At 64.6% G+C, this 25,618-nt stretch carries 23 protein-coding genes, 1 tRNA gene and 1 pseudogene; 7 read left to right on the plus strand and 18 right to left on the minus strand.

Translation table 11 applies throughout. The features are described 5' to 3' along the window. Window positions 1-67: 67 nt before the first annotated feature. From BVH03_RS14320 to BVH03_RS14335, 4 genes are all read right to left on the minus strand, one after another. Window positions 68-144, minus strand: a tRNA-Val gene (locus tag BVH03_RS14320). Window positions 145-584: 440 nt separating this feature from the next. Next, window positions 585-1,544 carry a PA2778 family cysteine peptidase gene (locus BVH03_RS14325; RefSeq protein WP_075961785.1) on the minus strand — a complete coding sequence of 320 codons (960 nt, stop codon included), beginning with the start codon at window positions 1,542-1,544 and terminating at the stop codon, window positions 585-587. After that, window positions 1,529-1,930 carry a PA2779 family protein gene (locus tag BVH03_RS14330; protein ID WP_075961786.1) on the minus strand — a complete coding sequence of 134 codons (402 nt, stop codon included), beginning with the start codon at window positions 1,928-1,930 and terminating at the stop codon, window positions 1,529-1,531. Before BVH03_RS14330 ends, BVH03_RS14325 begins: the two co-directional genes overlap by 16 nt. A 163-nt stretch (window positions 1,931-2,093) precedes the next feature. Beyond that, window positions 2,094-2,987 carry a LysR substrate-binding domain-containing protein gene (locus tag BVH03_RS14335; protein WP_075961787.1) on the minus strand — a complete coding sequence of 298 codons (894 nt, stop codon included), beginning with the start codon at window positions 2,985-2,987 and terminating at the stop codon, window positions 2,094-2,096. A gap of 154 nt (window positions 2,988-3,141) precedes the next feature. On the opposite strand from BVH03_RS14335, the gene dkgB reads away from it, so the two are divergent. Then, the gene (gene dkgB, locus BVH03_RS14340; RefSeq protein ID WP_075961788.1) at window positions 3,142-3,945 is read left to right on the plus strand and encodes a 2,5-didehydrogluconate reductase DkgB; all 804 of its coding nucleotides are present in this window, start codon (window positions 3,142-3,144) and stop codon (window positions 3,943-3,945) included. A gap of 212 nt (window positions 3,946-4,157) precedes the next feature. Here dkgB and arfB read toward each other — a convergent pair whose 3' ends face one another. Next, window positions 4,158-4,571: an alternative ribosome rescue aminoacyl-tRNA hydrolase ArfB gene (arfB, locus tag BVH03_RS14345; protein ID WP_075961789.1), complete on the minus strand. Its 414-nt coding sequence runs from the start codon at window positions 4,569-4,571 to the stop codon at window positions 4,158-4,160. A 146-nt stretch (window positions 4,572-4,717) separates the two neighbouring features. On the opposite strand from arfB, the gene BVH03_RS14350 reads away from it, so the two are divergent. After that, window positions 4,718-5,845 (plus strand): metal-dependent hydrolase, encoded by a 1,128-nt coding sequence (locus tag BVH03_RS14350; RefSeq protein ID WP_075961790.1) that lies wholly within the window; start codon window positions 4,718-4,720, stop codon window positions 5,843-5,845. Between the two features lie 147 nt (window positions 5,846-5,992). Here the strand turns inward: BVH03_RS14350 and BVH03_RS27240 are convergent, their stop codons facing one another. From BVH03_RS27240 to hppD, 7 genes and pseudogenes are all read right to left on the minus strand, one after another. Then, window positions 5,993-6,865, minus strand: coding sequence for a methyl-accepting chemotaxis protein (locus BVH03_RS27240; protein ID WP_371915361.1), 873 nt, complete (start codon window positions 6,863-6,865; stop codon window positions 5,993-5,995). Further along, window positions 6,848-7,948 (minus strand): annotated as a pseudogene (locus BVH03_RS27245) (HAMP domain-containing protein); the annotation flags it as partial. The pseudogene BVH03_RS27245 and the gene BVH03_RS27240, both read right to left, overlap by 18 nt. 264 nt (window positions 7,949-8,212) lie before the next feature. Then, window positions 8,213-9,601 carry an amino acid permease gene (locus BVH03_RS14360; RefSeq protein ID WP_075961792.1) on the minus strand — a complete coding sequence of 463 codons (1,389 nt, stop codon included), beginning with the start codon at window positions 9,599-9,601 and terminating at the stop codon, window positions 8,213-8,215. Between the two features lie 81 nt (window positions 9,602-9,682). Then, window positions 9,683-10,333 (minus strand): maleylacetoacetate isomerase, encoded by a 651-nt coding sequence (maiA, locus tag BVH03_RS14365; protein ID WP_075961793.1) that lies wholly within the window; start codon window positions 10,331-10,333, stop codon window positions 9,683-9,685. 83 nt (window positions 10,334-10,416) lie between these two features. After that, window positions 10,417-11,403: a fumarylacetoacetate hydrolase family protein gene (locus BVH03_RS14370; protein WP_075961794.1), complete on the minus strand. Its 987-nt coding sequence runs from the start codon at window positions 11,401-11,403 to the stop codon at window positions 10,417-10,419. Continuing rightward, window positions 11,403-12,542 carry a homogentisate 1,2-dioxygenase gene (locus tag BVH03_RS14375; RefSeq protein WP_075961795.1) on the minus strand — a complete coding sequence of 380 codons (1,140 nt, stop codon included), beginning with the start codon at window positions 12,540-12,542 and terminating at the stop codon, window positions 11,403-11,405. The genes BVH03_RS14370 and BVH03_RS14375 overlap by 1 nt, the downstream gene beginning before the upstream one ends. 4 nt (window positions 12,543-12,546) lie before the next feature. Then, a complete protein-coding gene (gene hppD, locus BVH03_RS14380) occupies window positions 12,547-13,656 on the minus strand; it encodes a 4-hydroxyphenylpyruvate dioxygenase (protein WP_075961796.1) in 1,110 nt (369 codons plus the stop codon). A 295-nt stretch (window positions 13,657-13,951) separates the two neighbouring features. On the opposite strand from hppD, the gene BVH03_RS14385 reads away from it, so the two are divergent. Then, window positions 13,952-14,557, plus strand: a complete 606-nt coding sequence (locus BVH03_RS14385) for a hypothetical protein (protein ID WP_075961797.1) — start codon at window positions 13,952-13,954, stop codon at window positions 14,555-14,557. Window positions 14,558-14,672: 115 nt separating this feature from the next. On the opposite strand, the gene BVH03_RS14390 is transcribed toward BVH03_RS14385, so the two are convergent. From BVH03_RS14390 to BVH03_RS14400, 3 genes are read right to left on the minus strand one after another with little or no spacing between them, the layout of a single operon-like run. After that, entirely contained in the window at window positions 14,673-16,451 is a 1,779-nt protein-coding gene (locus tag BVH03_RS14390) for an ABC transporter ATP-binding protein (RefSeq protein ID WP_075961798.1), read from the minus strand. Then, window positions 16,444-17,076, minus strand: a complete 633-nt coding sequence (locus tag BVH03_RS14395) for a DsbA family protein (RefSeq protein ID WP_075961799.1) — start codon at window positions 17,074-17,076, stop codon at window positions 16,444-16,446. Before BVH03_RS14395 ends, BVH03_RS14390 begins: the two co-directional genes overlap by 8 nt. Window positions 17,077-17,079: 3 nt before the next feature. Then, window positions 17,080-18,021, minus strand: a complete 942-nt coding sequence (locus BVH03_RS14400) for a rhodanese-related sulfurtransferase (RefSeq protein ID WP_075961800.1) — start codon at window positions 18,019-18,021, stop codon at window positions 17,080-17,082. A 268-nt stretch (window positions 18,022-18,289) separates the two neighbouring features. Between BVH03_RS14400 and BVH03_RS14405 the strand changes: the two genes are divergently transcribed. After that, a complete protein-coding gene (locus BVH03_RS14405; protein WP_075961801.1) occupies window positions 18,290-19,303 on the plus strand; it encodes an NAD(P)-dependent alcohol dehydrogenase in 1,014 nt (337 codons plus the stop codon). Window positions 19,304-19,790: 487 nt separating this feature from the next. Here BVH03_RS14405 and BVH03_RS14410 read toward each other — a convergent pair whose 3' ends face one another. After that, window positions 19,791-20,096: a BolA family transcriptional regulator gene (locus BVH03_RS14410; protein ID WP_075961802.1), complete on the minus strand. Its 306-nt coding sequence runs from the start codon at window positions 20,094-20,096 to the stop codon at window positions 19,791-19,793. Between the two features lie 50 nt (window positions 20,097-20,146). Beyond that, on the minus strand, window positions 20,147-20,647 hold the full coding sequence (locus BVH03_RS14415) for a DUF2059 domain-containing protein (protein WP_075961803.1): 501 nt from the start codon (window positions 20,645-20,647) through the stop codon (window positions 20,147-20,149). Window positions 20,648-20,885: 238 nt separating this feature from the next. Here BVH03_RS14415 and BVH03_RS14420 point away from each other — a divergent pair, with 238 nt between their 5' ends. Genes BVH03_RS14420 through BVH03_RS14430 form a run of 3 tightly spaced genes read left to right on the plus strand, consistent with a single transcriptional unit; the run spans window position 20,886 to window position 23,964 of the window. Further along, a complete protein-coding gene (locus BVH03_RS14420; protein WP_075961804.1) occupies window positions 20,886-21,896 on the plus strand; it encodes a DUF2804 domain-containing protein in 1,011 nt (336 codons plus the stop codon). Between the two features lie 60 nt (window positions 21,897-21,956). After that, window positions 21,957-23,351: a class II fumarate hydratase gene (locus tag BVH03_RS14425; protein WP_075961805.1), complete on the plus strand. Its 1,395-nt coding sequence runs from the start codon at window positions 21,957-21,959 to the stop codon at window positions 23,349-23,351. Then, window positions 23,344-23,964 carry an NAD(P)H-dependent oxidoreductase gene (locus BVH03_RS14430; protein WP_075961806.1) on the plus strand — a complete coding sequence of 207 codons (621 nt, stop codon included), beginning with the start codon at window positions 23,344-23,346 and terminating at the stop codon, window positions 23,962-23,964. Before BVH03_RS14425 ends, BVH03_RS14430 begins: the two co-directional genes overlap by 8 nt. A 712-nt stretch (window positions 23,965-24,676) precedes the next feature. Here the strand turns inward: BVH03_RS14430 and BVH03_RS14435 are convergent. After that, window positions 24,677-25,618: an AEC family transporter gene (locus BVH03_RS14435; RefSeq protein ID WP_075961807.1), complete on the minus strand. Its 942-nt coding sequence runs from the start codon at window positions 25,616-25,618 to the stop codon at window positions 24,677-24,679.

Consider the following 25,618-nt stretch of genomic DNA (forward strand, 5'->3'; position numbering starts at 1 on the left):
ACCCGCGACGGCAACGCAAAAACGACGAGCAAAAAAAATGGCCGCCGAAGCGACCATTTAAAGAATTTGGTAGGCACAATTGGATTCGAACCAACGACCCCCACCATGTCAAGGTGGTGCTCTAACCAACTGAGCTATGTGCCTGCTGTGGGTGCGCATTCTACGGAGCAGCGAAAAAGAGTCAACACCTTTTTTCGCTAACTGACTAAAAAAACTGAGTTTTTTTGATTTGGTGGGTTTGGATGCCCTGCCCCTTTGCGCGAGGCTGCCGGAAATTCCTGGGTATCGCTTCGCTCGACCCAGGCTACGACTCGGCACTTATGTGGAGGGCGTGCCGTGGGTAAGCCTCGTATCTCGATGCAGCTATCGATGGGCTGTGCCCGTCCTACGGTCAATAAGGGGGAGCGGTGATCTCCGTGGGAGCGGGCGGGGAAGCCTAGTTCATGCCCGCGAAAGTAAATCGCGGGCATGGCCCGCTCCCACAATTAAGCCGCTTCCGACTATGAGGGAGTTGCCCTACTCTATTTTCGACACAAACAAAAAACGGCGCTCGATGAGCGCCGTTCGTTTTCCCGCAATTACCACTACTGAACCGGACAGGCCACAGGAGCCGCGCACTGCTCGCTGGCAGCGCCCTGCTTGCCGATCACGGTGAAGCGCTTGTCGTCCGGTTTCAGGCGCTGGGCGCACTGGCGGGCACTGGCGGCTTCGGCCTTGCAGCCGCGCTCGTCGAGCACCTGGGACAGGTTGAACCAGCCCGGAGCGAAATCCGCCTGGCGGCTGACGCTTTCGCGAAAAGCCGCCTCGGCGCCGCGCAGGTCACCGCCGGCATAGCGGCTGTTGGCCAGGGCGAACCAGCCCACGGCCTGTTCGGGCCAACGCTGGGTCGCGGTGCGGTAGGCGTGCTGGGCGACGTCCTTGCGGCCAACCTCCTCCAGATCCGCCGCGGCTTTGAGCCATACGGTCGGCTCGGCGGTGGCGGGCAAGGTATCGGGCGGCACGGTGACCACGGCCCAGCGATTGCCACGGGCCCAGGTTTTGTCGAAGGCGGCGAATTCGGTCACCCAGCGGCGGGTGGTGCCGGAGCGCAGGATGAGTTTCTCTTCACGACGGTCGTAGCCCACCAGCACCGCAAAATGCCACCGCGGGTACCAATCGAAGCCCAGGTTCTGCAACACCAGCACGGGGTTGCCGGCAGCGACCTCGGCGAGCAGCGAGTCGAGCTGCGGCTTGAGCGGGTAGACGAGCAGGTCGTGAGCGCGCGCCGCGGCGACCATCTCGACCTGCAGGCTGCCTTCACGGCCAGGAATGTAGACCTGATCCTGCAGGAAGCCCGGCGTGGTCAGCACACCGCGCTGGTTGAGCATGGTCGCCAGGGCGGCCGGCCCACATTGATAGGCGCTCTGCGGATAGAAGGGAACGCTGCTGAGCTCGACCCGCTCAGGCAGGCGCCCGGTTTCCGGTGACAACACCGGAGACCGGGCGCACGCACTGAGCAGAACGATCAGAAATGAAGCGCAGAGCAGTCTTAGCGATTTATGCATTTCACGAAACTGAAGATGTCGGTGGCGCAGAGCATATCGGTGATGATGAAGATCACCAAGAACAACACGATGATGCCAACCACGCCGGCACCAGCCGGGGCTTCAGACAGTTGCTGGTTGAATTGCGACAGTTCGGCACTGGTCAGGTTGTTGATGCGGTTCTCTACCTGGTCACGCTCCACGCCCATGGCGAGCAGTTTGTCCTTGACCTGCTGATCATCGAGCATCGACAGCAGTTGCTGACGGTCGACCTGCTGTTGCTGCTCGGTCAGCACTTCACCCGTGCCGATCATCGCGGCATTGGCGAGTGGAACCTGGGCGATCATCAGGACATGGAACACTGCCAGCATGGCAGCCAAGCGACGAAAGAACGGGGATTTGGTCATTTTTGGTATCTCCTCATCAACCATCATCCTAGACCCGTGTGGCACACAGCCAGTTCCGCCTATATCTGCCGCTCGCTCGCCCTCCCCTACACGCCTGTGACTGCGCGGCCTGCAGCCGCATCGGCCGCCCCTGAGCAAAGGCCTTTCTCCATTAACCAAAAGCTCAGGCCATGGTGCCCAATTCGCTGCTCAGGTAATCGAGAAAACAGGTGATACGCGAGGTGAGCGCCGTGTTGCGGTAGTACACGGCGTGGATCGGCTGACGAACCTCCACGGTGTGTTCGGCGAGCACCTGCACCAGATCGCCGCGGCTGCGGTCGAGGTGGGTCATGAAGTCCGCCAGGCAGACCATCCCAACGCCCTCCAGCGCCAGCTGACGCAAGGTTTCGCCGCTGGAGGCCTGCAAGGTCGGCACGATGTCCAGGCTTTCGCCCCCGGCGTGGCGCAGCGGCCAACGGTTGAGGCTGTCGGGCTGGGTGAAGCCAAGCAGGCTATGGCCTTGCAGCGCGGCGACGCTAGCGGGCGCGCCGTGGGCGGCCAGGTACGCCGGGCTGGCCAGCACCCGCAGCCGGCTGCTGTCCAGCGGCCGTGCGTGCAGGGTCGAGTCGCGCAATGGGCCGATACGGATGGCCACGTCGGTGCGCTGCTCGATGAGGTCGATGATCTGGTCGCTGCTGTGCAGCTCCAGCTCGATGTTCGGGTAGCGCTCGCGAAACCCCTTGATCAGCGGCACCACGGCATGCAGCACGAACGGCGCCGCGGCGTTGACGCGCAAGCGTCCGGCTGGCGTTTGCCGGCGCACGCGCATCTGTTCTTCGGCCTCCTCGACGCTGGCGAGGATCCGCCGCGCCTGAAGCAGAAAAGCCTGTCCCTCTTCGGTCAGCTCCAGGCGCCGGGTGGTGCGCTGCAGCAGGGTGACATCGAGCTTCTCTTCAAGCCGGCTGAGGGCGCGGCTGATGCCCGAAGCGGTCTGCCCCAGTTGCTGAGCGGCGGCGCTGATCGAGCCGGCGGCGACCACGGTGCTGAACGCGAGGAGTTCGTCGAGGGAGGTTTTCATGGCGGCAATTCGTGACCGAGCAGCAAATATGTTTGCCATGAAACGCGGTTTTTCCGCACAAGTCCACGCTCCATACTCACTCGCCAATCCAGCGCAACAAGCGCTGGGCAGTGCTGTCAGCTGCAGACAGTCGTTCATTTCACAGGAGACTCCCATGCCACAGATTCCCGCCCTCGGCCTCGGCACCTACCGCCTCAAGGACCAGCAGGTCATCGACTCGGTACGCAATGGCCTGGAGCTCGGCTACCGGCACATCGATACCGCTCAGATCTACGGCAACGAGGCCGAGGTTGGCCAGGCCATCGCCGATGGTGGCGTGCCGCGCAGCGAACTGTTCGTCACCACCAAGATCTGGGTCGACAACCTGGGCGCCGACAAGCTGATCCCCAGCCTCAAGGAGAGCCTGCACAAGCTGCGCATGGAGCAGGTCGACCTGACGCTGATTCACTGGCCGTCGCCAGACGATGAACTCCAGGTCGCCGAGTACCTGGCTGCCCTCTTGGAAGCCAAGGCTGCCGGCCTCACCGCACAGCTGGGGGTTTCCAACTTTACCAACGCGCACCTGCAGCAGGCCATGGAAGTGGTCGGCGCCGATCAGATCGCCACCCACCAGGTGGAGATTCACCCCTTCCTGCAGAACCGCAAGGTCGTCGAATTCGCCCAGGAACACGGCATTCACCTGACCGCCTACATGCCACTGGCCTATGGCAAGGTGATGAGCGATCCGGTGATCCAGGAAATCGCCAGCCGGCATGCCGCCAACCCGGCGCAGGTCGCACTGGCCTGGGCGCTGCAACAGGGCTTCGCAGTGATCCCCTCGTCGACCAAGCGCGCCAATCTGGAGAGCAATCTCGGCGCTTTGAAGCTCACCCTCAGCGACCAGGACATGGCCGCCATCGCCGGGCTGGAGCGCGGCGAACGCCTGGCCAACCCGGACTTCGCGCCGCAGTGGGATTGAGCGCCCGGCTCAGAGCCTGTTCACGATCTTTATACGCCTGAAGCGGCAAGTACAAGGCAGAAGCGGCCGTTCGCCGATCCACTGTGGGAGCGCGCCATGCGCGCGAAAAATCGCGGGCATGGCCCGCTCCCACAGGCACTGCGCCGATGTCCGCTCCCGCCACTTGGCTGCCAGAATCCGCGAGCATGGGCTGAACGGTCATGAACAGCCCCTCAGAAGTCGACCTTGCCCCTGCCCGCCTTGATCGCCCCACGCTTGGCCTTGCCTTCCAGCCGGCGCTTCTTCGACCCGAGGGTCGGTTTGGTCGGGCGCCGGGCTTTCTCGGTCTTGCCGGCCGAGCGGATCAGCTCGGCCAGGCGCTCCAGGGCGTCGGCGCGGTTCTGTTCCTGGGTACGGTACTGCTGGGCCTTGATGATCACCACGCCATCGGCGGTAATGCGGCTGTCACGCATGGCCAGCAGCCGCTCCTTGTAGAGCGGCGGCAGTGAGGACGCCTGGCTGTCGAAGCGCAGGTGCATGGCGCTGGACACCTTGTTGACGTTCTGCCCACCAGCCCCTTGGGCGCGGATGGCAGTGAGTTCGACTTCATCGTCAGGCAGATGAACGCTGTTGGAGATGACCAGCATGGGGCGCCTTGTCTCGAGTGGGCGTGCAGGATAGCCCAGGGTAGACGCCAGCATGGCTGAAACCTTTGCTTGAAATTTCCCTCTACGCCCCTTGAGACGCTCAAGTAAGTTAAGCGACCCGCCCTCCCCAGCCTGCGAGAACATCCATGGATTCGATCACCCAAGCCGTACTTGGCGCCAGCATCCAGGGCGCGCTGTTGGGGCGCTGGCAGGGGCGCAAGGCCCTGCTGTACGGCGCCGTGTTGGGCACCCTGCCAGACCTCGACGTGGTGATCGACTACGGCGACTCGGTGGCGGCGATGACCTATCACCGGGGCTTCAGCCACTCGCTTTTCGTGCTGACCGGATTCGCCCTTCTGCTGACCTGGCTGCTGCGACAATGGCGGCCTAACCCCGGTTACTCGTCACGGCGCTTGTTCCTGGCAATCTGGCTGGTGCTGATCACCCATCCTCTTCTCGATGCATTCACCAGTTACGGCACGCAACTACTCTGGCCATTCGCGCCGACGCCGGCGGCCTGGTCGAGCATCTTCATCATCGACCCGATCTACAGCCTGCCGCTGCTGGGCGCGGTGATCTACGGGCTGATCACCGGTTTGCAGGACAAGGCCAACCCGGTGGTCAACTGGGCCCTGGCGTTTTCCACGGTTTACCTCGCCTCGACCCTGGGCGGCAAGTACATGGCCGAGCATCGCGTGGAGCAGGAGCTGGCGCGCCAGGGCATCGAAGCCGAGGCCATCTTCAGCTCGCCGACGCCGTTCAACACGCTGCTGTGGCGCGTGGTGGCCATCGAGGGCGAGGATTATCACGAAGCATTGGTTGGCTGGTTCGACAGCGCGCCACCAGTGCTGGAGCGCATGCCGCGCGGTGCGGCCCTGAGTCAGGCCCTGGACGACTCACCGGCCCACCAGCGCCTGAAGTGGTTCACCAACGACATACTGCGTTATGACCACATCGGCGATCACCTGGTGGTCACCGACATTCGCCTGGGCATGACCGGCTTCCACCCTTTCCGCTTCGACTTCGCCCATTGGCAGAACGACGCCTGGCAGGTGCAACCCTTTATCGAGCGCTGGCCTTCGGAACGCGGTGACATGCAGCGCCTGGCCCTGCTCTGGCAGCGCATCTGGCGGCCGGCGACACCCGTGCCACTGGCCTTGTGGGCCAGCGAGCTGAGCGTCGATCCAAAAGGTGACGGCCCGTCCGACAGCGACCTGCCCCCAGGCCGCGAAGCCGCCAGCTCCGCAAGCGACAAAGGCGACCCGGCGCTGTAACGGCGCCAGGCTGCGGTAGGCGGGAAATCACCCCGGGTATCGCAGGCTCAACCCGGGCTACCACTGCAGCCCGCAACATCAGCCCAGACCGTAGCCTGGGTGGAGCGAAGCGATACCCGGGAAGCCGTCTACCGGGCATCCGCGATCTCAGGTCCGGAACTGCCGCACCAGGCCCTGCAGTTCGACGCCCAGGCGCGCCAGTTCGGCGCTCGAGGTGGCGGTCTGCTGGCTGGCACTGGCGCTCTGCTCGCCGATATCACGTACCCGGGTGACGCTTTCGCTGATGGTTTCCGCCACGGCGCTTTGCTCTTCCGCGGCAGCGGCGATCTGCTGGTTCATCTGCTCGATGGTGCTCACCGCCTGGGTGATGCGGCCCAGCGCGTCGCCCGCCTCGCCGGCCAGGCCCACGGTGCGCTGGGTCAGCGCGCGGCTACCTTCCATCTGCGTGGCCGCGCCGTCGGCGAGGCGTTGCAGGTTGGCGATCAGGTTCTCGATTTCCTGGGTCGAATCGTGGGTACGACGGGCCAGCGCGCGCACTTCGTCCGCCACCACCGCGAAGCCGCGGCCCTGGTCGCCGGCGCGTGCTGCTTCGATGGCGGCGTTGAGCGCCAGCAGGTTGGTCTGTTCGGCCACCGCGCGAATCACTTCCAGCACGCTGCCGATACGCCCGCTCTCCTGATTCAGAGCCTGCATGGCCTCGGCCGACTGCTCGACCTCCTGGGCCAGCTTGCCGACCTGGCTGATGGCCTGCTGCACCACCTGGTTGCCCTGCTGCGCTTCGCGGTCGGCATCGGCGGCGGCCAACGAGGCCTGCTCGGCGTTCTGCGCCACTTCCTGCACGGTGGCGGCCATCTGGTGCATGGCGGTGGCGGTCTGTTCGGTTTCGACCTTCTGGGTCTGCACGCCGGCACTGGTCTGGGCGGTGATGGCGGACAGTTGCTCGGCGGCCGCGGCAATCTGCCCGACGCCGCTGCCAATGCGGCCGACCAGGTCGCGCAGGCTGCTGGTCATGCCCTGCATGGCCTCGAGCAACTGGCCCAGCTCGTCGCGGCGGTTCTGTGGCAGATCCTGGCTCAGGTCACCGCCAGCGATGCGCCGCGCGAACTCGACGGTCTGGCGCAGCGGCGCGACGATGGAGCGGCTGATGGTGAAGGCGGCGAACAGGCCGATCAGCACCGCCGCGAGGCCCATGCTGCCGAGCAGCAGCATGGCGCTGCGGCTGTCGTCGCTCATGGTCTGTTCTTCGATATTCTTGGCCTGCTCGGCCAGTACCAATACCTGGTCAGCCTGCTTGAGCATGGCGGCATCGCTGGCCAGGCTCTGCTCGTGCACCTGCTGGAAGTTGGTGAACGCCTGCTGGTAATTGGTCAAGGCCACCAGGGCGGCTTCGATGGCGCGCTTCTGGTCTTCGTCGAGCCAGACCATCAGGCCATTGGCCGAGGACTGCAGGTCGTAACTGACGAAATTCCAGTCCTCCAGCGCCGAGGGCGAGCCATCGATGATGAACTGGCTCTCGTGGCTGCGCAGTTCGAGCATGCGTTTGCTGAGGTTCGAGGCGGTCTCGGCCAGGGTCAGCGGGTCGCTGCCGCGCAGCTGGTCGCCGGCCAGGCGCAACTCACGCACGGCGTCGTACATGCCCAGCTCGATCATCTCGAACTGGCTGCGCGCCTCCTGGGCGGCCCCGCCCATCTGGATGCGTGCCTCGTTGGCGCGCACCTGCTGCTGCACGCTGGCATCGAACTGCTGCAGATAGTCGGCGGTGGCGGCGTCCATGGCCTGCAGGCGCTCGCGCTCGGCAGGCGTGGCGCTGGCGATCTGCTCGGACAGGCCAGTACGCACCTTGGCGAGCTGCTCGCGCATGCGCTGGGCGTCGGCTTCGCTGTGACTGATCGCGTAGTCACGCTCCATGCGCCGGGCGCCGAGGATCTGCGCATCGATGGTCGACAGCGATACGGACTGGGCGTGGCCTTTCATCACCGCCTGCACGGCAACGAAGCCACTGGCCGTCACGGCAACGGTCAGCAGCAATACCAGGCCAAAACCGACCAGAAGTTTCTTGCCTACGGAGAGGTCGACGAACAGTCGAGTGGCAGAATGCAACATCCAAGCGGCTCCATTTGTTTTTATAGATTGCAGTGCGCAGGCAGGTTGATGACCGCGCGACTCATGGTGTCAGCCAGTTAATCGGCCGCAAAGAGCAAAGCCTGAGCGAAAAAACCGATTACTGGCGCCATCAAGTAGCCACTATACCGCCCCGCGCCTGCGGCCATGGCCGTGCCTGCGACAAAAGGTTACAGAGCGTACGCGGCAGCCTGTGGTTAGGCAGAAATGCCACCCGCAGCGTTGCGCTGCGGGTGTGGGACGAACCTAGCGGGCCAGGCGGCGCTGGCGAAGCTGGTAGCAACCCCAGATGAACAGCAGCCAGAACGGAATGGCGATTACCGAGTTGCGAATGCCGGGGATGAACAGCATCACGCCCAGGATGAACAGCACGAAGGCCAGGCACAGGTAGTTGGCGAGGGGAAACCAGAAAGCCTTGAACGACGGCTCGACGCCCCTGGCTCGCATGGCCTTGCGGAATTTGATGTGGGCCAGGCTGATCATCGCCCAGTTGATAACCAAGGCAGCGACCACCAGGGACATCAGCAGCTCCAGCGCACTCTTGGGCACCAGGTAGTTGACCACCACGCAGATCAGCGTGAACAGCGCCGAAAAGAAGATCGCCAGTACCGGCACGCCGCGCTTGTCGACCTTGAGTAACTGCTTCGGCGCATTGCCCTGCTCGGCCAGGCCGTAGAGCATGCGGCTGTTGCAGTACACGCCGCTGTTGTAGACCGACAGCGCCGCGGTGAGTACCACGAAGTTGAGCAGGTGCGCAGCGGTGTCGCTGCCGATCAGCGAGAAGATCTGCACGAAGGGGCTGCTGCCGTAGGAGTCGCCGCCGGCGGTCAGGGTCGCCACCAGATCGTCCCAGGGATGCAGCGACAACAGCACGGTCAGCGCGCCGATGTAGAAGATCAGGATGCGGTAGACCACCTGATTGATGGCCTTGGGAATCACGGTTTTCGGCTGGTCGGCCTCGGCTGCGGTGATGCCCACCAGCTCCAGGCCGCCAAAGGAGAACATGATGATGGCCATCATCATCACCAGCCCGGAAACCCCGTTGGGGAAGAAGCCGCCGTGGCTCCACAGGTTGCTGATCGAGGCCTGTTCACCGCCCGCGCCGCTGAACAGCAGGTAGCAGCCGAGCAGGATCATGCCCATGATCGCCACCACCTTGATGATCGAGAACCAGAACTCGGCCTCGCCGAACACCCGCACGTTGGTCAGGTTGATGGCATTGATCAGCACGAAGAACGCCGCCGCGGTCGCCCAGGTGGGAATTTCCGGCCACCAGTACTGCACGTATTTGCCCACTGCGGTCAGCTCGGCCATGCCCACCAGCACGTAGAGCACCCAGTAGTTCCAGCCGGACAGGAAGCCGGCGAACGGCCCCCAGTAGGCATGGGCGAAGTGGCTGAAAGAGCCGGCTACCGGCTCCTCGACGATCATCTCGCCAAGCTGGCGCATGATCAGGAAGGCGATGAACCCGCCGATCGCGTAACCGAGGATCATCGATGGCCCGGCCGAGGCCATGACCCCGGCCGAGCCCAGGAACAGGCCGGTACCGATGGCACCGCCCAGGGCGATCAACTGAATGTGGCGGTTCTTCAGGCCGCGCTTGAGCGGGCCGGTCTGGAGCATTTCGCTTGGCATCTGTCACCTGTGGGTGATCGACCGTGACGGGATCGAACCCGCCCGGCTCGTGGCCTTGCGGAATGGCTTGGGTGCTTGCGGTTACTGCGCGTCGGGCTGGGCATCCGGAGCGGCATGCCGGAATGCTTCAAGGGCCTCACAACGTGCGGTCAGCGCGAGGATGCGGCGGTACGCATCGAGGTCACAGTCGAAACGGCGAGCATTGTACACCTGTGGAACCAAACAGGCTTCCAGATAGCCAGGCCGCGTGCCCAGGGAAAACGCATTGCCATACGCCGCCGCCCCCTGCTCCACAGCCGCCAGGCCCTCGGCCACCCAATGGCGGTACCAGGCGCTCTTCGCCGCGTCGTCCACGCCCAGCTCGCGGCTCAGATACTGCAGCACCCGCAGGTTGTTGAGCGGGTGCACCTCACAGGCAAGATGCAGCGCCAAGGCGCGTACCTGGGCGCGGGCGACCGGGTCGGCCGGCAGGATGGCCGGCACCGGGAAGATCTCTTCAAGGTATTCGATGATCGCCAGGGACTGGGCGATGCGCACCCCGCCTCCTTCGTCGTCCACCAGCAGTGGCACCAGGCCCTGGGGATTCAGGGCCTGGTATGCCTGGCCATGCTGCTCGCCGCCATCGCGTAGCAGATGCACCGGTACCTGCCGATAAGCCAGGCCCTTGAGGTTGAGGGCGATACGCACCCGGTAGGCAGCGCTGGAGCGCCAGTAGCCGTAGAGCTGCAACATTGAGTATTCCTAAACATGACTTCGTGGCAGCGCGATCAATATCAAAAGCGCTGAAACCTCGTGGCTAAAGCCGCTCCCACGGATCAATGGGCGTCGTAGCGCTCCACCTGCTGGTCGATGGCACCGAAAATGCTCGCCCCGGCGGTATCGAACATCTCGATGCGTACCCGGTCACCGAACTTGAGTAATGGTGTCTTCGCCTCGCCCTGTTCGATTACTTCGAGCATGCGCTTCTCGGCCAGGCAACTGGAGCCCGCGCTGCGGTCGTAGTTGGAAACCGTGCCCGAACCGATGATGGTACCGCTGCCCAGGGGCCGGGTGCGGGCGGCGTGGGCGATCAGGGTCGGGAAGTCGAAGGTCATGTCGGTGCCGGCATCCGGCTGGCCGAACAGCGCGCCGTTGATGTGCGACACCAGCGGCCGGTGCACGCGCCCGTCGCGCCAGCTATCGCCCAGCTCGTCCGGGGTGATCGCCACGGGCGAGAAGCTCGACGACGGTTTGCTCTGGTAGAAACCGAAGCCCTTGCCCAGCTCGCCGGGAATCAGGTTGCGCAGCGACACGTCGTTGACCAGCATCAGCAGCTGGATATGCCCGGCGGCCTGGGCCGGCGTCGTACCCATGGGCACGTCGTCGGTGATCACCGCCAGTTCGGCCTCCAGGTCGATGCCCCAGGCTTCGTCACCCAGGCGAATCGGCGCGTGGGGCGCGATGAAGGTGTCCGAGCCGCCCTGGTACATCAGCGGGTCGTGCCAGAACGACTCCGGCATCTCGGCGCCCCGCGCCTTGCGCACCAGCTCGACGTGATTGACGTAGGCGCTGCCATCGGCCCAATGATAAGCGCGCGGCAGCGGACTGTGGCAGGCACGCTGATGGAAATCGAATGCCTCGACCTCCAGCCCGTCGTTGAGGCGCTGGTAAACCGCCTCCAGTTGCGGGCGCTTGCTGGCCCAGTCATCCAGGGCGGCCTGCAGCGTCGAGGCGATCTGCGCCACGCGCACCGCGCGGGTCAGGTCGCGGGAAACCACCACCAGGGCGCCATCGCGGCCCTGGTTCAGCGATGCCAGTTTCATCAGGACTCCTTGCCCGGCGCGCGCCAGGAATTCACGTATTCGGCGACATCCACGGCGGCAGCCGCGTCGGTCACCTCCAGGGCGCGGCGGGTGTCGATCATCACCGCCACTTCCTCGGCGAAGGTGGCCGGGTCGGTCTGCGCCTTCTTCAGCGCCTTGGGGTGCGGGCCATGGGGGAAGCCGCACGGGTGCAGGGTGACCATGCCGGCCTCGATGTTGTCGCGGCTGAAGAAGTTGCCGCGGTGGTAGAACAGCACTTCGTCGTAATCGTCGTTGTTATGGAAGAACGGCACCTTCAGCGCGCCGGGGTCGGACTCCACCGGCCGCGGCGTGAACGTGCAGACCACGAAGCCCTTGGCCACGAAGGTGGTGTGCACCGACGGCGGCAGGTGATAGCGATGGCTCATCAACGGGCGAATATCGCGCCAGTTCAGCCTCACCACGGTGTTGTCACCGTGCCAGCCCACTGCATCGAGCGGATTGTAGGGATAGGTCACGGTGCTGATCCGGCCCTGCCGTTTGATGCGGATCTGCCAGGTGTTCTCGTCCTGCTGGGCCTTGAAGGCATCGTCGATATGCGGGTGATCGAGCACCGCCGGATCGAAGATCGCCTGGCCGCCGAGCAGGCCCTTGTCCGGCAACTGGTAGGCACCGTCGGTATTCTCGACCAGCAGGAAATGACTCGGCGCAGTCGGTTCCACACGCCAGGCGGTGCCGCGAGGAATCACCAGGTAATCGCCGTCGCGGTATTCCAGGTGGCCAAAATCGCAATGGAAGTGGCCGGCACCGTCGTGCACGAACAGCAGCTCGTCGCCATCACTGTTGCGCACCAGATGGCCCATCGCAGTGGCGGTTTTCCAAACGCGCAGGCGAATGTCGGCGTTATGCAGGGTCAGCGGTGCCTCGAACGGGCAGTCGTGCGCGCTGGCAATCCTGTTGAAGTTGAAGGCGTGGGGGCGCAGCGGCCCCTGCCAGTCGATCCAGCCGGTGGGCGGATGCTTGTGGTGCAGGTGCGTCACCGGGCCGAAGAAGCCCTCACGGCCCATTTCCCGCTCGTAGGTGCCGGCAGGAAAATCGCAGTGCGCCTGGCGCGAGTGCTCGCCTTCGCGCAGGGGAAAGCTGATCCATTTGCGGCTCATGGCCTCACTCCTCGCTGATCACGCCGCGACGCAGTTGATCTTCTTCGATAGACTCGAACAGCGCCTTGAAATTTCCCTCGCCAAAGCCCTGGTTGCCCTTGCGCTGGATGATCTCGAAGAAGATCGGGCCGATCACCGTGTTGGTGAAGATCTGCAGCAGGATGCCGTCGTCCTCCGGCGTATCGACGCCCGGCGCTCCATCGATCAGCAGATTCAACTCGCGCAGCACGTCCAGCGGCTCACCGTGGCCAGCCACGCGCTGGTCGACCTTTTCGTAATAGGTGGCCGGGGTACTCATGAACGACACGCCGTTGGCCTGCAGCTTGCGCACCGTGGCGTAGATGTCATCGGTGGACAGGGCGATGTGCTGGATGCCCTCGCCGTGGTAATCGCGGATGAATTCCTCGATCTGCGACTTGTCGTCCGCCGATTCGTTGATCGGGATGCGGATCTTGCCGCACGGCGCAGTCATCGCCCGGGACAGTAGGCCGGTGAGCTTGCCTTCGATATCGAAATAGCGGATTTCGCGGAAACCGGCGATGCGCTCGTAAAAGCCGGACCAGACGTCCATCTGCCCGCGTTTGACGTTGTGGGTCAGGTGGTCGATGCATTGCAGGCCGACCGCGTTGTCGTTGGCCGAGCGGCCTTCGATGAATTCGAAGTCGACGTCATAGATGCTGTGCTCGCCGCTCTCATTGCGATAACGATCCACCAGATACAGCAAGGAGCCGCCGATACCCTCGACGCAGGGAATGTTCAGCTCGCCGAAGTTGGCGTGGCCGCCGACCAGCGTGGCGCCCTGCTCTTTCACGTAGGCCGCGGCCTGGGCAGCATTCCTGACCCGGAACGCCATGGCGCAGGCGCTCGGCCCGTGCTTTGCGGCGAAGGCGTGCACGTGCCCGGTCGGGCTGCCATTGAGCACGAAGTTCACGTCGTGCTGCTGGAACAGCCACACCTGCTTGCTGCGGTGCTTGGCGGTTTCGGTGAAGCCCATGCTGGTGAACAGCTGGCGCAGCTGCTCGATACCGTCAGGCGTCGGTGCGGTGAATTCGACGAATTCGAAACCGTCGGTGCCAATGGGACTGTGCTGCTCGATTCTGGACACGGCATTCATGGGGGTGACCTCGTTGTCGTTATGCCCGCATGACAATCGAGGCGCCGCGAGCGAACAAGGCCGCTCGGCATGCCTGAACTAGGCGCCGCCGCCGTCACTGGCAAGGCTTTGGTACATGGCGGCGCAATCGGCCGGCGGGCGCTGCCTGCCGATCGATTGAGCAGCAGCGTTCGTAAATCTTTTTTTACAGCGCGGTCGATTAACCTGCCGACAGGATGATTGCGATGCACGGGCAGAGCGCCGAAAACGCTGCCACAATGACAGCATTCAATCGCGCCATGACAATGAGGCCACCATGAGCAGTGAAACGCCTACCGGAGCCGAAAGCGCTCCCGCCGCATTCGACCTGGCGCCCGCCAGCGATGAGGAGCGCCTGGCCAAGCTGGAAAAGGCCAACCGCCTGAACCGCATCCTGATCTTCGCCCTGGCCATGCTGCTGTTCATCATCCTCTCCAGCCTGGCGACCTCGGCCGTGGTGAAGATGTTTGCCGACGAGCCGCCACCCTTCGACCCCGAAGCCTTCGCCGCCCTGCAGCACCGCACCGAGCAGCTGGAAACGGAGTTGAACACGCTCAAGGAAGATCAGAAGCGTCAGGACGCCCTGCTGAAACTGGCCGCTACGCCCTCACCACCGGCGCCCGCTGCTGCGGCCCCGGCAGCACCTCCGTCCCAGGACATCGCTGCGCTGAAGCTGATGGGTCGCACCCTGCTCGGCCAGGAACAGAGCTACCAGCAAAGCCTGGCTGCCCTGAAGAACGGCATGCGCGACCTGGCGGACATGGTGCCCGGCTCACGCAGCTGGCTGGACGATTACAACGAGGAGATCGACAAGGCGGTCAACGCCAGCATGCAACGCGTCAAGGCGATTCAGCAGTGGGGTAGCAAGCTGCCGCAGGAGTAGTCTTCTTGGTAGCCCGCCGTTTCGCGCCGGGAGCGACGCGCCTACCGAGCGCTGGGCTGCCCGCAATCCTACAGGAGCGACGACCCGCAGCGAATCTTGAGGGCAACGCGGCTGATCAGTGCTGCAGATTGCCGTAGAGCTTGGCGTACAAGCCACCCTCGGCGATCAATTGGCGGTGGTCGCCATCTTCGGCGACGCTGCCGCCGTCGAACACCAGCACCCGATCGGCCTGCTTCACCGCGCTCAGGCGGTGGGCGATGATCAGTGTGGTGCGGCCATTGAGGAACTGCGCCAGCGCCTGGTGCAGGGCGTATTCGGTAGCGGCGTCGAGGGCCGAGGTGGCCTCGTCGAGAATCACCACTCGGGGGTCGGCCAATACCATCCGGGCGATGGCCAGGCGCTGTCGCTGACCGCCGGACAGCCGCACGCCGGAGCGCCCCACCACGGTATCCAGCCCCTGCGGCAGTTGGCGTACGGTTTGCGCCAACTGGGCGATGCTCAGCGCCTGCCAGCAAGCCTCGTCACTGCGCTCGCGGCCCATGCACAGGTTGGCACGCACCGTGTCGTTGAACAGTGCCGGTTGTTGCAGCACCACCGCCACGTGCTCGCGAATGGTCGGCAGGCCGATCTCTTCCTGGCTGCTGCCGCCAAAGCGAATCACCCCGGCCTGTGGCGTGTAGAGGCCCAGCAGCAGTTGTACCAGGGTACTCTTGCCGCCGCCGCTGGCACCGACGATGGCGACCTTCTCGCCTGGTGCGATGCTCAGGTTCAGCCCGTCCAGCACCGGCTCTTCGCCGTAGGAAAAGCTCAGGTCGCGAATTTCGATGCCGACGGTCTCGCGTCCCTTGAAGGGATCGACGCCGCCCACGTAGTCCGGCTCGTCACGCCGCGCCAACAGTTCGTTGATACGGGTCAGCGCGCCACCAGCGGCATAGAAGGCGTACTGCAGGTTGAGCAGTTGCTCCACCGGGCCGATCATGAACCACAGGTAGCTGAACACCGCGAGCATCTGGCCGATGGACAGGTCGGAGAACAGCACGGTGAGCATCGCCGCGGCGCGGAACACGTCGATGCCGAACTGGAACAACAGGCCGCTGGCGCGGTTCGAGGCGTCGGTCTTCCATTGCGAGGCCACGGCGTAATCACGTACTTCCTTGGCACGCCCACCGAGGCGGCCGAGAAAATAGCCCTGGCGGTTGCCGGCGCGCACTTCCTGAATCGAGTCCAGCGTTTCGGTCAGCGCCTGGGTGAAGCGCGAGGTGCTGTCGTTTTCGAGCTTCTTCAGGTGTTTGACGCGTTTGCCAAGCTGCACCGTGGCGTAGATCACCAGCGGGTTGAACAGCAGGATCAGCAGCGCCAGCTTCCAGTGCATCCACAGCAGAATGCCCGAGGTGCCGACCAGGGTCAGTACGCCGACCAGAAAGCGGCTCAGGGTTTCGCCGATGAATTTGTCCAGCGTGTCGAGATCGGTGACCAGGTGGGTGGTCACGGTGCCACCACCGAGGCTTTCGTACTCGGCCAGGGAGATGCGCTTGAGGCGCTCGATCAGGCGGATGCGAATGCGGTACACGATGTCCTTGGAAAGCCGCGCGAACAGTCGCGCCTGCACCACGTTGAACAGCAGCGCGCCGCCGCGCAGCAGGAAGGTCAGCGCCAGCATCAGCAGGATGTAGCCGACCGCGCCTTGCCAGGCCGCGGGCAAGAAGTTGTCCATCACCTGCAGCGCGGTATTGCCGTCGCCCAGCAACACTTCGTCGACCAACAGCGGCAGCAACAGGGGAATCGGCACGCTGCACAGGGTAGCCAGTACGGCGACCAGGTTGGCGAGGATCAACGCACGCTTGTGGCGCAGGGCCAGGCGACGGATTTCCGCCCAGCTCAGGCGATCAACCATCGACGGCGTGCTCCAGCCAGCGCGTGAGCAATGGCGACAGGGCGTCGAGCGGCTGGTAGCCGTTGGTGAGCAGTGCCAGGCGTGCGCCCTGCTCGGCCAGCAAGGTCGGGAAACCGGCGATGCCGAGATCCTGCACCCAGGTGAAGTCGGCGGCGGTAGCGCGGTGCTGGGCCTCGCTGTCGAAGGCCTCGGCGAACTCGATCCGCGGGATGCCGACCTCCTCGGCCAGTTGCACCAGGGTTGCCGGCAATGTCACGTCGGCGCCCTGCTGATAGAAGGCCTGCTGAATACGCCGAGCCATCGGCCAGGCGCTCTGCGCGTCGAGATCGCGCACGGTGACCACTGCGCGACAGGCCGCCTCGGTGTCGTAACGCATGCCCAGCGGCAGCCCGGCATCGAAGTTGAACAGCTGGCCGGTGCTGGCGTTGACCGCCTGCCAGTAGCCCAGGTAGCGCACCCGCGCCGCTGCGTCGATGGCCACCTGATCACGGCGCAGACCGCCGAGCACCAGCTGCATCGGTACGCCACGTTCGGCAGCCTGGGCGGCCAGCGCCTCGACCACCGGCGCGAAGCCCCAGCACCAGGAACACATCGGGTCCATTACGTAGAGCAGGCGCGCATCCATGGCTCAGGCCTCGTTTTTCTGACGGGGGTTGTTACCCAGAGGATGGGGCTGATTGCGCGCTTTCGCCAGTTCGATCTGGCGCTGACGTTCGCGGGCACCTTCGCGGGTCTTCTCCGGCAGCGTGTTCCAGCAATGCGGGCAGCTGACGCCGGGGCTGAAGAATTCCGACGCACGATCCTCGACCGAAACCGGCGTGCGGCAAGCGTGGCACTGGTCGTAATCGCCTTCGCTGAGGTCGTGGCGCACGGTCACCCGGTTGTCGAACACGAAGCAGTCGCCCTGCCACTTGGTCTGCTCCTGGGGCACGTCTTCCAGGTATTTGAGGATGCCGCCCTTGAGGTGATAAACCTCTTCGAAGCCCTCGGTGAGCATGTAGCTGGAGGCCTTCTCGCAGCGAATGCCGCCGGTGCAGAACATCGCCACCTTCTTGTGCTTGCTGGGGTCGAAGTGCTCGCGGATGTAGTCCGGGAATTCGCGGAAGGACTTGGTCCTGGGGTCGATGGCACCTTCGAAGGTGCCGATGGACACCTCGTAGTCGTTACGCGTGTCGATCAACAGCACTTCCGGGTCGCTGATCAGCGCGTTCCAGTCCCTGGGCTCCACGTAGGTGCCCACGCGCCTGTTGGGATCGACGCCCGGCACGCCGAGGGTGACGATCTCCTTCTTGAGCTTGACCTTGGTGCGATAGAACGGTTGCTCGGCGCAGTACGACTCCTTGTGGTCGACGTCGGCCAGGCGCGGGTCGCGGGCGAACCAGGCGAACAGCCCGTCGATGCCCTCGCGGCTGCCGGAAATGGTGCCATTGATGCCCTCTTCTGCCAGCAAAAGAGTGCCCTTGATGCCGTTGGCGATGAGGGTATCGAGCAGAGGTTGGCGCAGCGCTTCGTAATCGGGCAGCGATACGAACTTGTAGAGCGCCGCGACGACGATGGTGTTGTCGGTCATTGCAGATGTCCTTCAGTAGTCGCCCTCGCAAAGGGCGGACTGGGTACGAAATGTAGGCCGCTTCGGCAAAGCATCGCACTGCCCGGCGGCGTCGCCTGGGCATCAGTGAGGTGCAGTGGAGAAATGGGCCGAGCAGTTTACTGGTGTTGGCCGCTCAAGTGTAGGGCTCGGCGCCGGAACGCCAGCTGATAGGCATGGTCGAGAAAGAGAGGTGGCCGCGATGGCCGCCGCCGATGGACACCGCTCGCCGCCAGAGGAGGAACCGCCCATGAAAGCCGTCGTCGTGCGTACGCCCGGAGGCCTGAACAGAATCGAAGTGGTCGAAATCGACGATCCCGGCCAGCCCGCGCCGGGGCAGATTCGCGTCGCCCTGCATGCCAGCTCGCTGAATTTCCATGACCTGCTGGTGGCCAACGGCAGCATTGGCGCGGCCGACGGCCGGGTGCTGATGGCCGACGGTGCCGGCGTGGTCGAGGCGGTTGGTGATGGCGTCAGCGAGTTCAAGGTGGGTGATCAGGTGGTGTCGGGTTTCTTCCCGCAGTGGCCGGACGGCGACGTGGCTGCGGCAGTCAGCAACTTCGCCGGCACGCCGGGCGATGGCATCGACGGCTTCGCCGCGCAGTACGCGGTACGCGCCGCCAGCGCCTTCACCCACGCACCTCGGGGCTGGAGCCATGCCGAAGCAGCGACCATCACCACTGCGGGGCTCACCGCCTGGCGGGCGCTGGTGGTCGATGGCGGGTTGAAGGCCGGCGACAGCGTACTGGTGCTGGGCAGTGGCGGCGTATCCATCGCCGCTCTGCAAATCGCCAGGATGATGGGCGCCTCGGTGATCGCCACGTCCTCGTCGGACGAGAAGCTCGAGCGTCTGCGCCAGCTGGGCGCCGAGCACACCATCAATTACCGGCAGAACGCGGATTGGGGCAAGCGCGCGCTGGAGCTGACCGACGGCCGCGGCGTGGATCAGGTGGTCGAAGTGGGCGGCCCAGGCACCCTCGCGCAGTCGATCACCGCAGTGCGCGTGGGTGGCCATATCGCCCTGATCGGCGTGCTGACCGGGCGCCAGGGCGACGTACCGACCTCGATACTGATGGCCAAGCAGGTACGCCTGCAGGGGCTGATCGTTGGCAGCCGTCGTCACCAGCAGGACTACATCCGGGCACTGGAACGGTCCGGCGTACGGCCGATCCTCGACCAGAGCTTCCCGCTGGAAGAGCTCGCGGACGCCTTCCGCCTGCAGCAGAGCGGCAGCCATTTCGGCAAGATCGTGGTCGAGTGGTGAGCGGCGCCGCAGTGCCGAAATCATGTACTGCGAGCAGAAAACATCCGGCCGATACTGGCTGATGAAGGTTGTGGCGGGTCGGTGTAGCGTGCCCCACCCTACTGCAGCACAGGTATCAGGCGTGTGAGAGCGTGCGGGAGCGCTCAGTCCATGCGCGTCAATCGCGGACGCGGCCCGCTCTCAGAGCCTGTTCATAATCCTTCAGCCAAGGTTCGTCGATTTTGGAAGCTAAGCGGCGCAAGCGGTCATCCTGTAGGAGCGGGCCATGCCCGCGATTTTTCGCGCGCATGGCGCGCTCCCACAGTGGATCGCTCTGCCTTGTAGTTGCCGTTTCATGCGCACACAAGACTTTGAACAGGTTCTCGCAGTGCTGACACGCAGCGACGTAACCTGGGTCGAGCGAAGCGACACCCAGGATTGCGCTTGAACCGATGTCGCCAATGGCAATCAACGGCGCGAGCGCCCTACCCCGCACACATCATGAGGCTCAGTGGTCGTGCTTGCTGCCACCGCGGCAAGTCGGCGAATCCGGCGCCACACCCTGCAGGGCCCATTCCTGCGGCGTGTAGGTATGCAGTGCCAGCGCATGCACCTGGCTCATCAGCTCGCCCAGCACGCCGTAGACCTTCTGGTGGCGTTTCACGGCATTGAGGCCGTCGAACTGCGGGCTGACGATCACCGCCTTGTAGTGCGTTTCCAGGCCACGGCTGTGCATGTGGCTTTCGTCCAGCACCTCGAGGTGCTCAGGTTGCAAGGCAGTGAAGGCAGTACGCAGGTGGTCGATCTTGGGCATTGCAGGCTCCATGGAGGGCGTGGCCAGCGCCTGGCTGGCCACGACGGGTATCAGGGCTTCTTGGCGCCCAGTTCACTGCCCATGTCGGTGAGCAGCTTGTTAACCGCCGGCACGGCACTTTCCAGCTTGGCCTGGGTGATCTGTGCGGACTGGGCGGTGAGCGCCGGCATCTGCTTGAGCACCTTCTGGCCCAGCGGCGATTCATAGAAGGCAATCAGGTCCTTGAGCTCCTGCTCGCTGAAATTGCTGGTGTACAGCTTGACCATGTCGGGCTTGAGCTTGTCCCAGCCGACCGCCTTGTCCAGCTCGGCATTGGCCTTGGCCTGGTAGCTTTCCAGCACGGCCTTCTTGCTCTCCGGCGCCTTGGTTTCGGCGAAGCGCTGGGCAAACATCTGCTGCACCTGGGCGTAAACCGGAACGGCCAGCTTGTCGGCGTTGGCGAGCTGCAGGAAGCGCTCGGCATCGGCGGCATGGCTGCGGGCATCGGCCAGTACCTGGGTGCTACCGACGGCCATCAGAGCGGCAATGCAGAACGCGGGGATACGGGACATCGGGGTACTCCTGTAACACAAGGGTGAGGTGCTTTGACCGACAGCGGCGCATTTTGTGCCCCGGCGTCGTGCCTCTCAAGCCTTTTCGCATGCCATGCGCGCCCGTTGGCCCATGGAATTTGGTGGCGAATGCCTACTGGCGCACCCTTGTGACGAAGTCCAAACTGCCAGTACTTGCTCGCCACGCCGGACAGTTGCATGCTCGGCGGCTGTTTTCATGCACACATGGACGTGCCCGATGAATAGCCCTCTCGCTCCACCACCGCCGATCCCTCTGTGCGATGCGCGCGGGCGGCTCAACCCGGAGGCCGTCGGCTGGTCGCCGCAGCCCCGGGTCGACTGCTCCCTGCCCGGCAATCTGGGGCGTCGCAAGCGCTGGAACCACTGGAACATCAGCACCCCGGACTGGACGCTGTCGCTGATCCAGGCCGACCTCGATTACGTCGGCTACGGCGCCGCTTACTTTCTCGACCTGAACAGCGGCCAGCACGTGGCCCTCAACCAGCTCAGCCTGCTTGCCCGCGACTGCAACCTGCCGGACACGCCCCAGGGCGGCCACGCCTTCGAGGACCATCGCCTGCGGCTGCATTTCAATGAATACCCCGGCCGCGTGCGGCTGACCGCCACCTCACCGAATATTGGCGGCCAGCCCCTGCACCTGGCTCTGGACATCCAGCGTCTCGCTCATCTGGAGTCGGTGAATCTGGTGGTGCCGTTCGGCGACAAGGGCTTTCACGCCACCTGCCGTCAGGTGGGCCTGCCGGTGACCGGCAGCGTGCACCTGGGCGACCGGGACTACGAATGCACCAGCGGCCACAGCTTCGCCTCCATGGATTTCGGCCGTGGCGTGTGGCCGCTCTACAGCCAGTGGACCCGCGCGGTATTCGCGGCGCCCGGCGGCATTGGCGGCAACTTCGGTAGCGGCTGGACCGAGCACAGCGGCCTGACGGAGAACGCCCTGTGGTTCGGCGGCGCCCTGCTGCACCTGGAGCAGACGGTGCAGATCCAGCAGACGCGCAACGACTCGCTGGCGCCCTGGCAGCTGACGACCGAGGACGGCCAGGTCGACCTCATCTTCGCCCCGCGCCAGGCCCACGTCGCCAAACCGCGCCTCGGCTTCGGCCTCCTGTATGCCGACACCTACGAGTGGTTCGGTCAATACGACGGCCTGCTGCGCAACGCCCTCGGCGAGCGCGTACCGGTACGCTCAGCTCAGGGCTGGATGGGCGACACACGCACACGCTGGTAGTTGGAACGTGTGGTCACCGGCGCAGCCTAACGTGCTTGAACAGCGACGGAGAGTCCCGCAATGAGCCGTACCGAAACCGACAGCATCGGCCCCATCGAAGTCCCCGAAGATGCCTACTGGGGCGCCCAGACCCAGCGATCGCGGATCAATTTTGCGATTGGCGAGGAACGCATGCCGCTGGCGGTGGTGCATTCCCTGGCGCTGATCAAGAAAGCCGCCGCGCGCATCAACGATCGCATCGGTGACCTGCCCCCCGACATTGCCCGGCTGATCGAGCAGGCTGCCGACGAAGTGATCGCCGGCCAGCACGACGCGCAGTTCCCGCTGGTGGTCTGGCAGACCGGCAGCGGCACCCAGAGCAACATGAACGTCAACGAAGTGATCGCCGGGCGCGCCAACGAGCTGGCCGGCAACCCGCGTGGCGGCAAGAGCCCGGTGCACCCCAACGACCACGTCAACCGTGCGCAGAGTTCCAACGACTGCTTCCCCACCGCCATGCACATCGCCGCCGCCGGCGCCGTGCAGCGCGACCTGCTGCCGGCCATCGCCGAGCTGTCCGAAGCCCTGGCCGATCAGGCCGCGCGGCATAACCGCCTGGTGAAGACTGGCCGCACCCACATGATGGATGCCACGCCGATCACCTTCGGCCAGGAGCTGTCGGCGTTCGTCGCCCAACTGGAGCTGGCGCAGCAGGCAATTCGCGCGACCCTGCCGGCGGTCTGCGAACTGGCCCAGGGCGGTACCGCCGTTGGCACCGGCCTGAATTCGCCACCCGGCTTCGGTGAAGCGATTGCCGTGGAACTGGCAGCCTTGAGCGGCCTGCCACTGAAGAGCGCGCCGAACAAGTTCGCCGCCCTTGCCGGCCACGAGCCGCTGACGGCCCTCTCCGGCGCCCTGAAAACCCTCGCCGTGGCCCTGATGAAAATCGCCAACGACTTGCGTTTGCTGGGTTCCGGCCCGCGCGGTGGCCTGGCCGAAGTGCGCCTGCCGGCCAACGAGCCGGGCAGTTCGATCATGCCCGGCAAGGTCAACCCGACCCAGTGCGAGGCGCTGTCGATGCTGGCCTGTCAGGTGATGGGCAACGACGTGACCATCGGCTTCGCGGCCAGCCAGGGACACCTGCAGCTGAACGTCTACAAGCCGGTGATCATCCATAACGTGCTGCAGTCGATCCGCCTGCTGGCCGATGGCTGCAGCAACTTCCGCGAGCACTGCGTACTCGGCCTGGAACCCGACGCCCCGCGCATGGCCGAGCACCTGGAGCGCGGCCTGATGCTGGTCACCGCGCTGAACCCGCACATCGGCTACGACAATGCCGCAGAAATCGCCAAGAAGGCCTACAGCGAAGGCACCACCCTGCGTGAGGCGGCCCTGTCGCTGGGGCACCTTACCGAGGAGCAGTTCGACGCCTGGGTACGCCCGGAAACCATGTTGGAGGCTGGCCAACATGACTGACGGCGCCAAGAGTGGCGCTACCCCACTGGAGGGAGATGGCAAGCGGATTCTGATGATCATCGGCTCGCCGAAAAGCGACAGCCTCTGCCATTCCCTGGCCGAGGCCTACGCCCAGGGCGCGCGCACCGAAGGCCATGTGGTGCGGCAGATCCGTCTGGGCGAGCTGAGCTTCGATCCGGTATTGCACGAAGGCTACAGCCAGAGCCAGGCCCTGGAGCCGGATCTGCTCGAAGCACAGCGGCAGATCCACTGGGCCCAGCACCTGGTGTTCGTCTACCCCGTCTGGTGGGGCGGCCTGCCGGCCCAGCTCAAGGGCTTCTTCGACCGCGTGCTGCTGCCCGGCTTCGCCTTCAAGTACCGCAGCGATTCGCAGCGTTGGGACAAGCTGCTCAGCGGCCGCACCGCCGACCTGCTGGTCACCCTCGACACGCCGCGCTGGTACTTTCACTGGATCTACGGCGCACCGGCCCACCGGCAGATGAAGCGCACCATCTTGGGCTTCTGCGGCATCAGGACGCGCCACCTTCAGACGTTCTCGCCGGTGCGGCCCTCTTCGGAGAATCAGCGGCAGAACTGGATAAGGCGCGCGGAGTTGCTAGGTAGCAGGGTTTGATATTTGGACTCTGCCGATCTTCTAGGCGACGTTAAAACGCTGAAGAGGTTGCTATCAGGCAGAAGCAGCCGTTCGCCGATCCACTGTGGGAGCGCGCCATGCGCGCGAAAAATCGCGGGCATGGCCCGCTCCCACAGATAACCGCCGATCCATGGAGCGGATCTGGGCGCTTGTCCGATGCTTCACCTGCGCGGCCTGCCTCATCTACCGCCCTGCAATCGCTGTATTGGACAAAGAGCGTCGTCCACCCTGCGGGCTGCTAGAAGGCAGAAGTGGCCGCTCACCGATCCACTGTGGGAGCGCGCCGTGCGCGCGAAAAATCGCGGGCATGGCCCGCTCCCACAGATAACCGCCGATCCATGGAGCGGATCTGGGCGCTTGGCCGATGCTTCACCTGCGCGGCCTGCCTCATCTACCGCCCTGCAATCGCTGTATTGGACAAAGAGCGTCGTCCACCCTGCGGGCTGCTACAAGGCAGAAGTGGCCCTTCACCGATCCACTGTGGGAGCGCGCCATGCGCGCGAAAAATCGCGGGCATGAACTGGGCGTCCCCGCCCGCTCCCACAGGTACTGCGCCGATGACCGCTACCGCTACATTGCAGTCAACACGCCGAAGCCGAGCCTAAGGGTCGTGAACGGGCTCTTGGAGCGATCAGGCGGCCTCGAAGGGTTTCACCTTTACGATCCGCCCCATCTACGGAATAAATCGCTCCTAAGATGAACCCGCGCCGATAAACACCAGCGCCACGCTGATGGTGACGAACGACAGCACCGTTGCCACCAGTAGCGTCGCGCTGCAGCGGTCCTCCAGGCCGAAGCGTTGGCCGAGGATCGGGAAGATGCTCATCATCGGCGAGCAGGCGAACAATACGCCCACCGTTTTCATCACCGGGTCGACGCCCGGCACCAGCATGAACGCGCACAGTACCGCCAGCGGGTGCAGGATCAACTTGCCGCCGGAAATCCACGCGGCGTCGACCCAAACGCCGCGTGCCTTCATGCCGAACAACCCGGCACCGATCACGAACAGCGCCAGTGGCGCCGACACCCCGGCCAGCATGTCGATGGGTTTGAACAGCAGCGGCGGAATTTCGATGCCCAGCAACGAGACGCACAGGCCGATGATGATGCCGATGATCACCGGGTTCTTCAGCAGCCGCCCGAAGGTCATACCCAGCACCTTGAGGCCGCCGCCACCCTGCTGCTTGCCCGCCTCGGCCAGCATCAGCGCCAGGGGAATCATCAGCAGGTTCTCGATCAGCATGCCCATCGCCATGCCCAGCACTGCCGGCGAGCCGATGGCAGCGGCTACCAGCGGATAACCGACGAAACCGCTGTTGGAAACCGACATACCCATGGCGTTGATGGCCGAGCCCGACAGGTTGTCGCCACGCACCCAGCGCGACACGCCGAAGGCCAGGATAAAGGCCGCCAGGGAGCCGAACGCATAGGCGAGCAGGTAGCCGGGCACCATGGTTTGCTGGATCGGCGAGGTGCCCAGGGTCTTGATCAGCAGCGCGGGCATGGCGAAGGTGATCACGAAGGCGCCGATGCCACGCACCTGCTCACGATTGAGCAGGCCGCCCATGGCCGCGAGGTAGCCGAGGCCGATCAGCAGGAAGATCGGTGCGGTGATCTGGAGGATTTGCAGCAC

It is taken from the genome of Pseudomonas sp. PA15(2017) (genome assembly GCF_001945395.1).
GTDB lineage: Bacteria > Pseudomonadota > Gammaproteobacteria > Pseudomonadales > Pseudomonadaceae > Aquipseudomonas.

Excerpts from the sequence above, each read along its gene's own strand:
- BVH03_RS14325 (WP_075961785.1), bottom strand. The coding sequence starts at position 1,544 with ATGCATAAATCGCTAAGACTGCTCTGCGCTTCATTTCTGATCGTTCTG.
- BVH03_RS14330 (WP_075961786.1), bottom strand. The coding sequence starts at position 1,930 with ATGACCAAATCCCCGTTCTTTCGTCGCTTGGCTGCCATGCTGGCAGTG.
- BVH03_RS14335 (WP_075961787.1), bottom strand. The coding sequence starts at position 2,987 with ATGAAAACCTCCCTCGACGAACTCCTCGCGTTCAGCACCGTGGTCGCC.
- dkgB (WP_075961788.1), top strand. The coding sequence starts at position 3,142 with ATGCCACAGATTCCCGCCCTCGGCCTCGGCACCTACCGCCTCAAGGAC.
- arfB (WP_075961789.1), bottom strand. The coding sequence starts at position 4,571 with ATGCTGGTCATCTCCAACAGCGTTCATCTGCCTGACGATGAAGTCGAA.
- BVH03_RS14350 (WP_075961790.1), top strand. The coding sequence starts at position 4,718 with ATGGATTCGATCACCCAAGCCGTACTTGGCGCCAGCATCCAGGGCGCG.
- BVH03_RS27240 (WP_371915361.1), bottom strand. The coding sequence starts at position 6,865 with ATGCAGGGCATGACCAGCAGCCTGCGCGACCTGGTCGGCCGCATTGGC.
- BVH03_RS14360 (WP_075961792.1), bottom strand. The coding sequence starts at position 9,601 with ATGCCAAGCGAAATGCTCCAGACCGGCCCGCTCAAGCGCGGCCTGAAG.
- maiA (WP_075961793.1), bottom strand. The coding sequence starts at position 10,333 with ATGTTGCAGCTCTACGGCTACTGGCGCTCCAGCGCTGCCTACCGGGTG.
- BVH03_RS14370 (WP_075961794.1), bottom strand. The coding sequence starts at position 11,403 with ATGAAACTGGCATCGCTGAACCAGGGCCGCGATGGCGCCCTGGTGGTG.
- BVH03_RS14375 (WP_075961795.1), bottom strand. The coding sequence starts at position 12,542 with ATGAGCCGCAAATGGATCAGCTTTCCCCTGCGCGAAGGCGAGCACTCG.
- hppD (WP_075961796.1), bottom strand. The coding sequence starts at position 13,656 with ATGAATGCCGTGTCCAGAATCGAGCAGCACAGTCCCATTGGCACCGAC.
- BVH03_RS14385 (WP_075961797.1), top strand. The coding sequence starts at position 13,952 with ATGAGCAGTGAAACGCCTACCGGAGCCGAAAGCGCTCCCGCCGCATTC.
- BVH03_RS14390 (WP_075961798.1), bottom strand. The coding sequence starts at position 16,451 with ATGGTTGATCGCCTGAGCTGGGCGGAAATCCGTCGCCTGGCCCTGCGC.
- BVH03_RS14395 (WP_075961799.1), bottom strand. The coding sequence starts at position 17,076 with ATGGATGCGCGCCTGCTCTACGTAATGGACCCGATGTGTTCCTGGTGC.
- BVH03_RS14400 (WP_075961800.1), bottom strand. The coding sequence starts at position 18,021 with ATGACCGACAACACCATCGTCGTCGCGGCGCTCTACAAGTTCGTATCG.
- BVH03_RS14405 (WP_075961801.1), top strand. The coding sequence starts at position 18,290 with ATGAAAGCCGTCGTCGTGCGTACGCCCGGAGGCCTGAACAGAATCGAA.
- BVH03_RS14410 (WP_075961802.1), bottom strand. The coding sequence starts at position 20,096 with ATGCCCAAGATCGACCACCTGCGTACTGCCTTCACTGCCTTGCAACCT.
- BVH03_RS14415 (WP_075961803.1), bottom strand. The coding sequence starts at position 20,647 with ATGTCCCGTATCCCCGCGTTCTGCATTGCCGCTCTGATGGCCGTCGGT.
- BVH03_RS14420 (WP_075961804.1), top strand. The coding sequence starts at position 20,886 with ATGAATAGCCCTCTCGCTCCACCACCGCCGATCCCTCTGTGCGATGCG.
- BVH03_RS14425 (WP_075961805.1), top strand. The coding sequence starts at position 21,957 with ATGAGCCGTACCGAAACCGACAGCATCGGCCCCATCGAAGTCCCCGAA.
- BVH03_RS14430 (WP_075961806.1), top strand. The coding sequence starts at position 23,344 with ATGACTGACGGCGCCAAGAGTGGCGCTACCCCACTGGAGGGAGATGGC.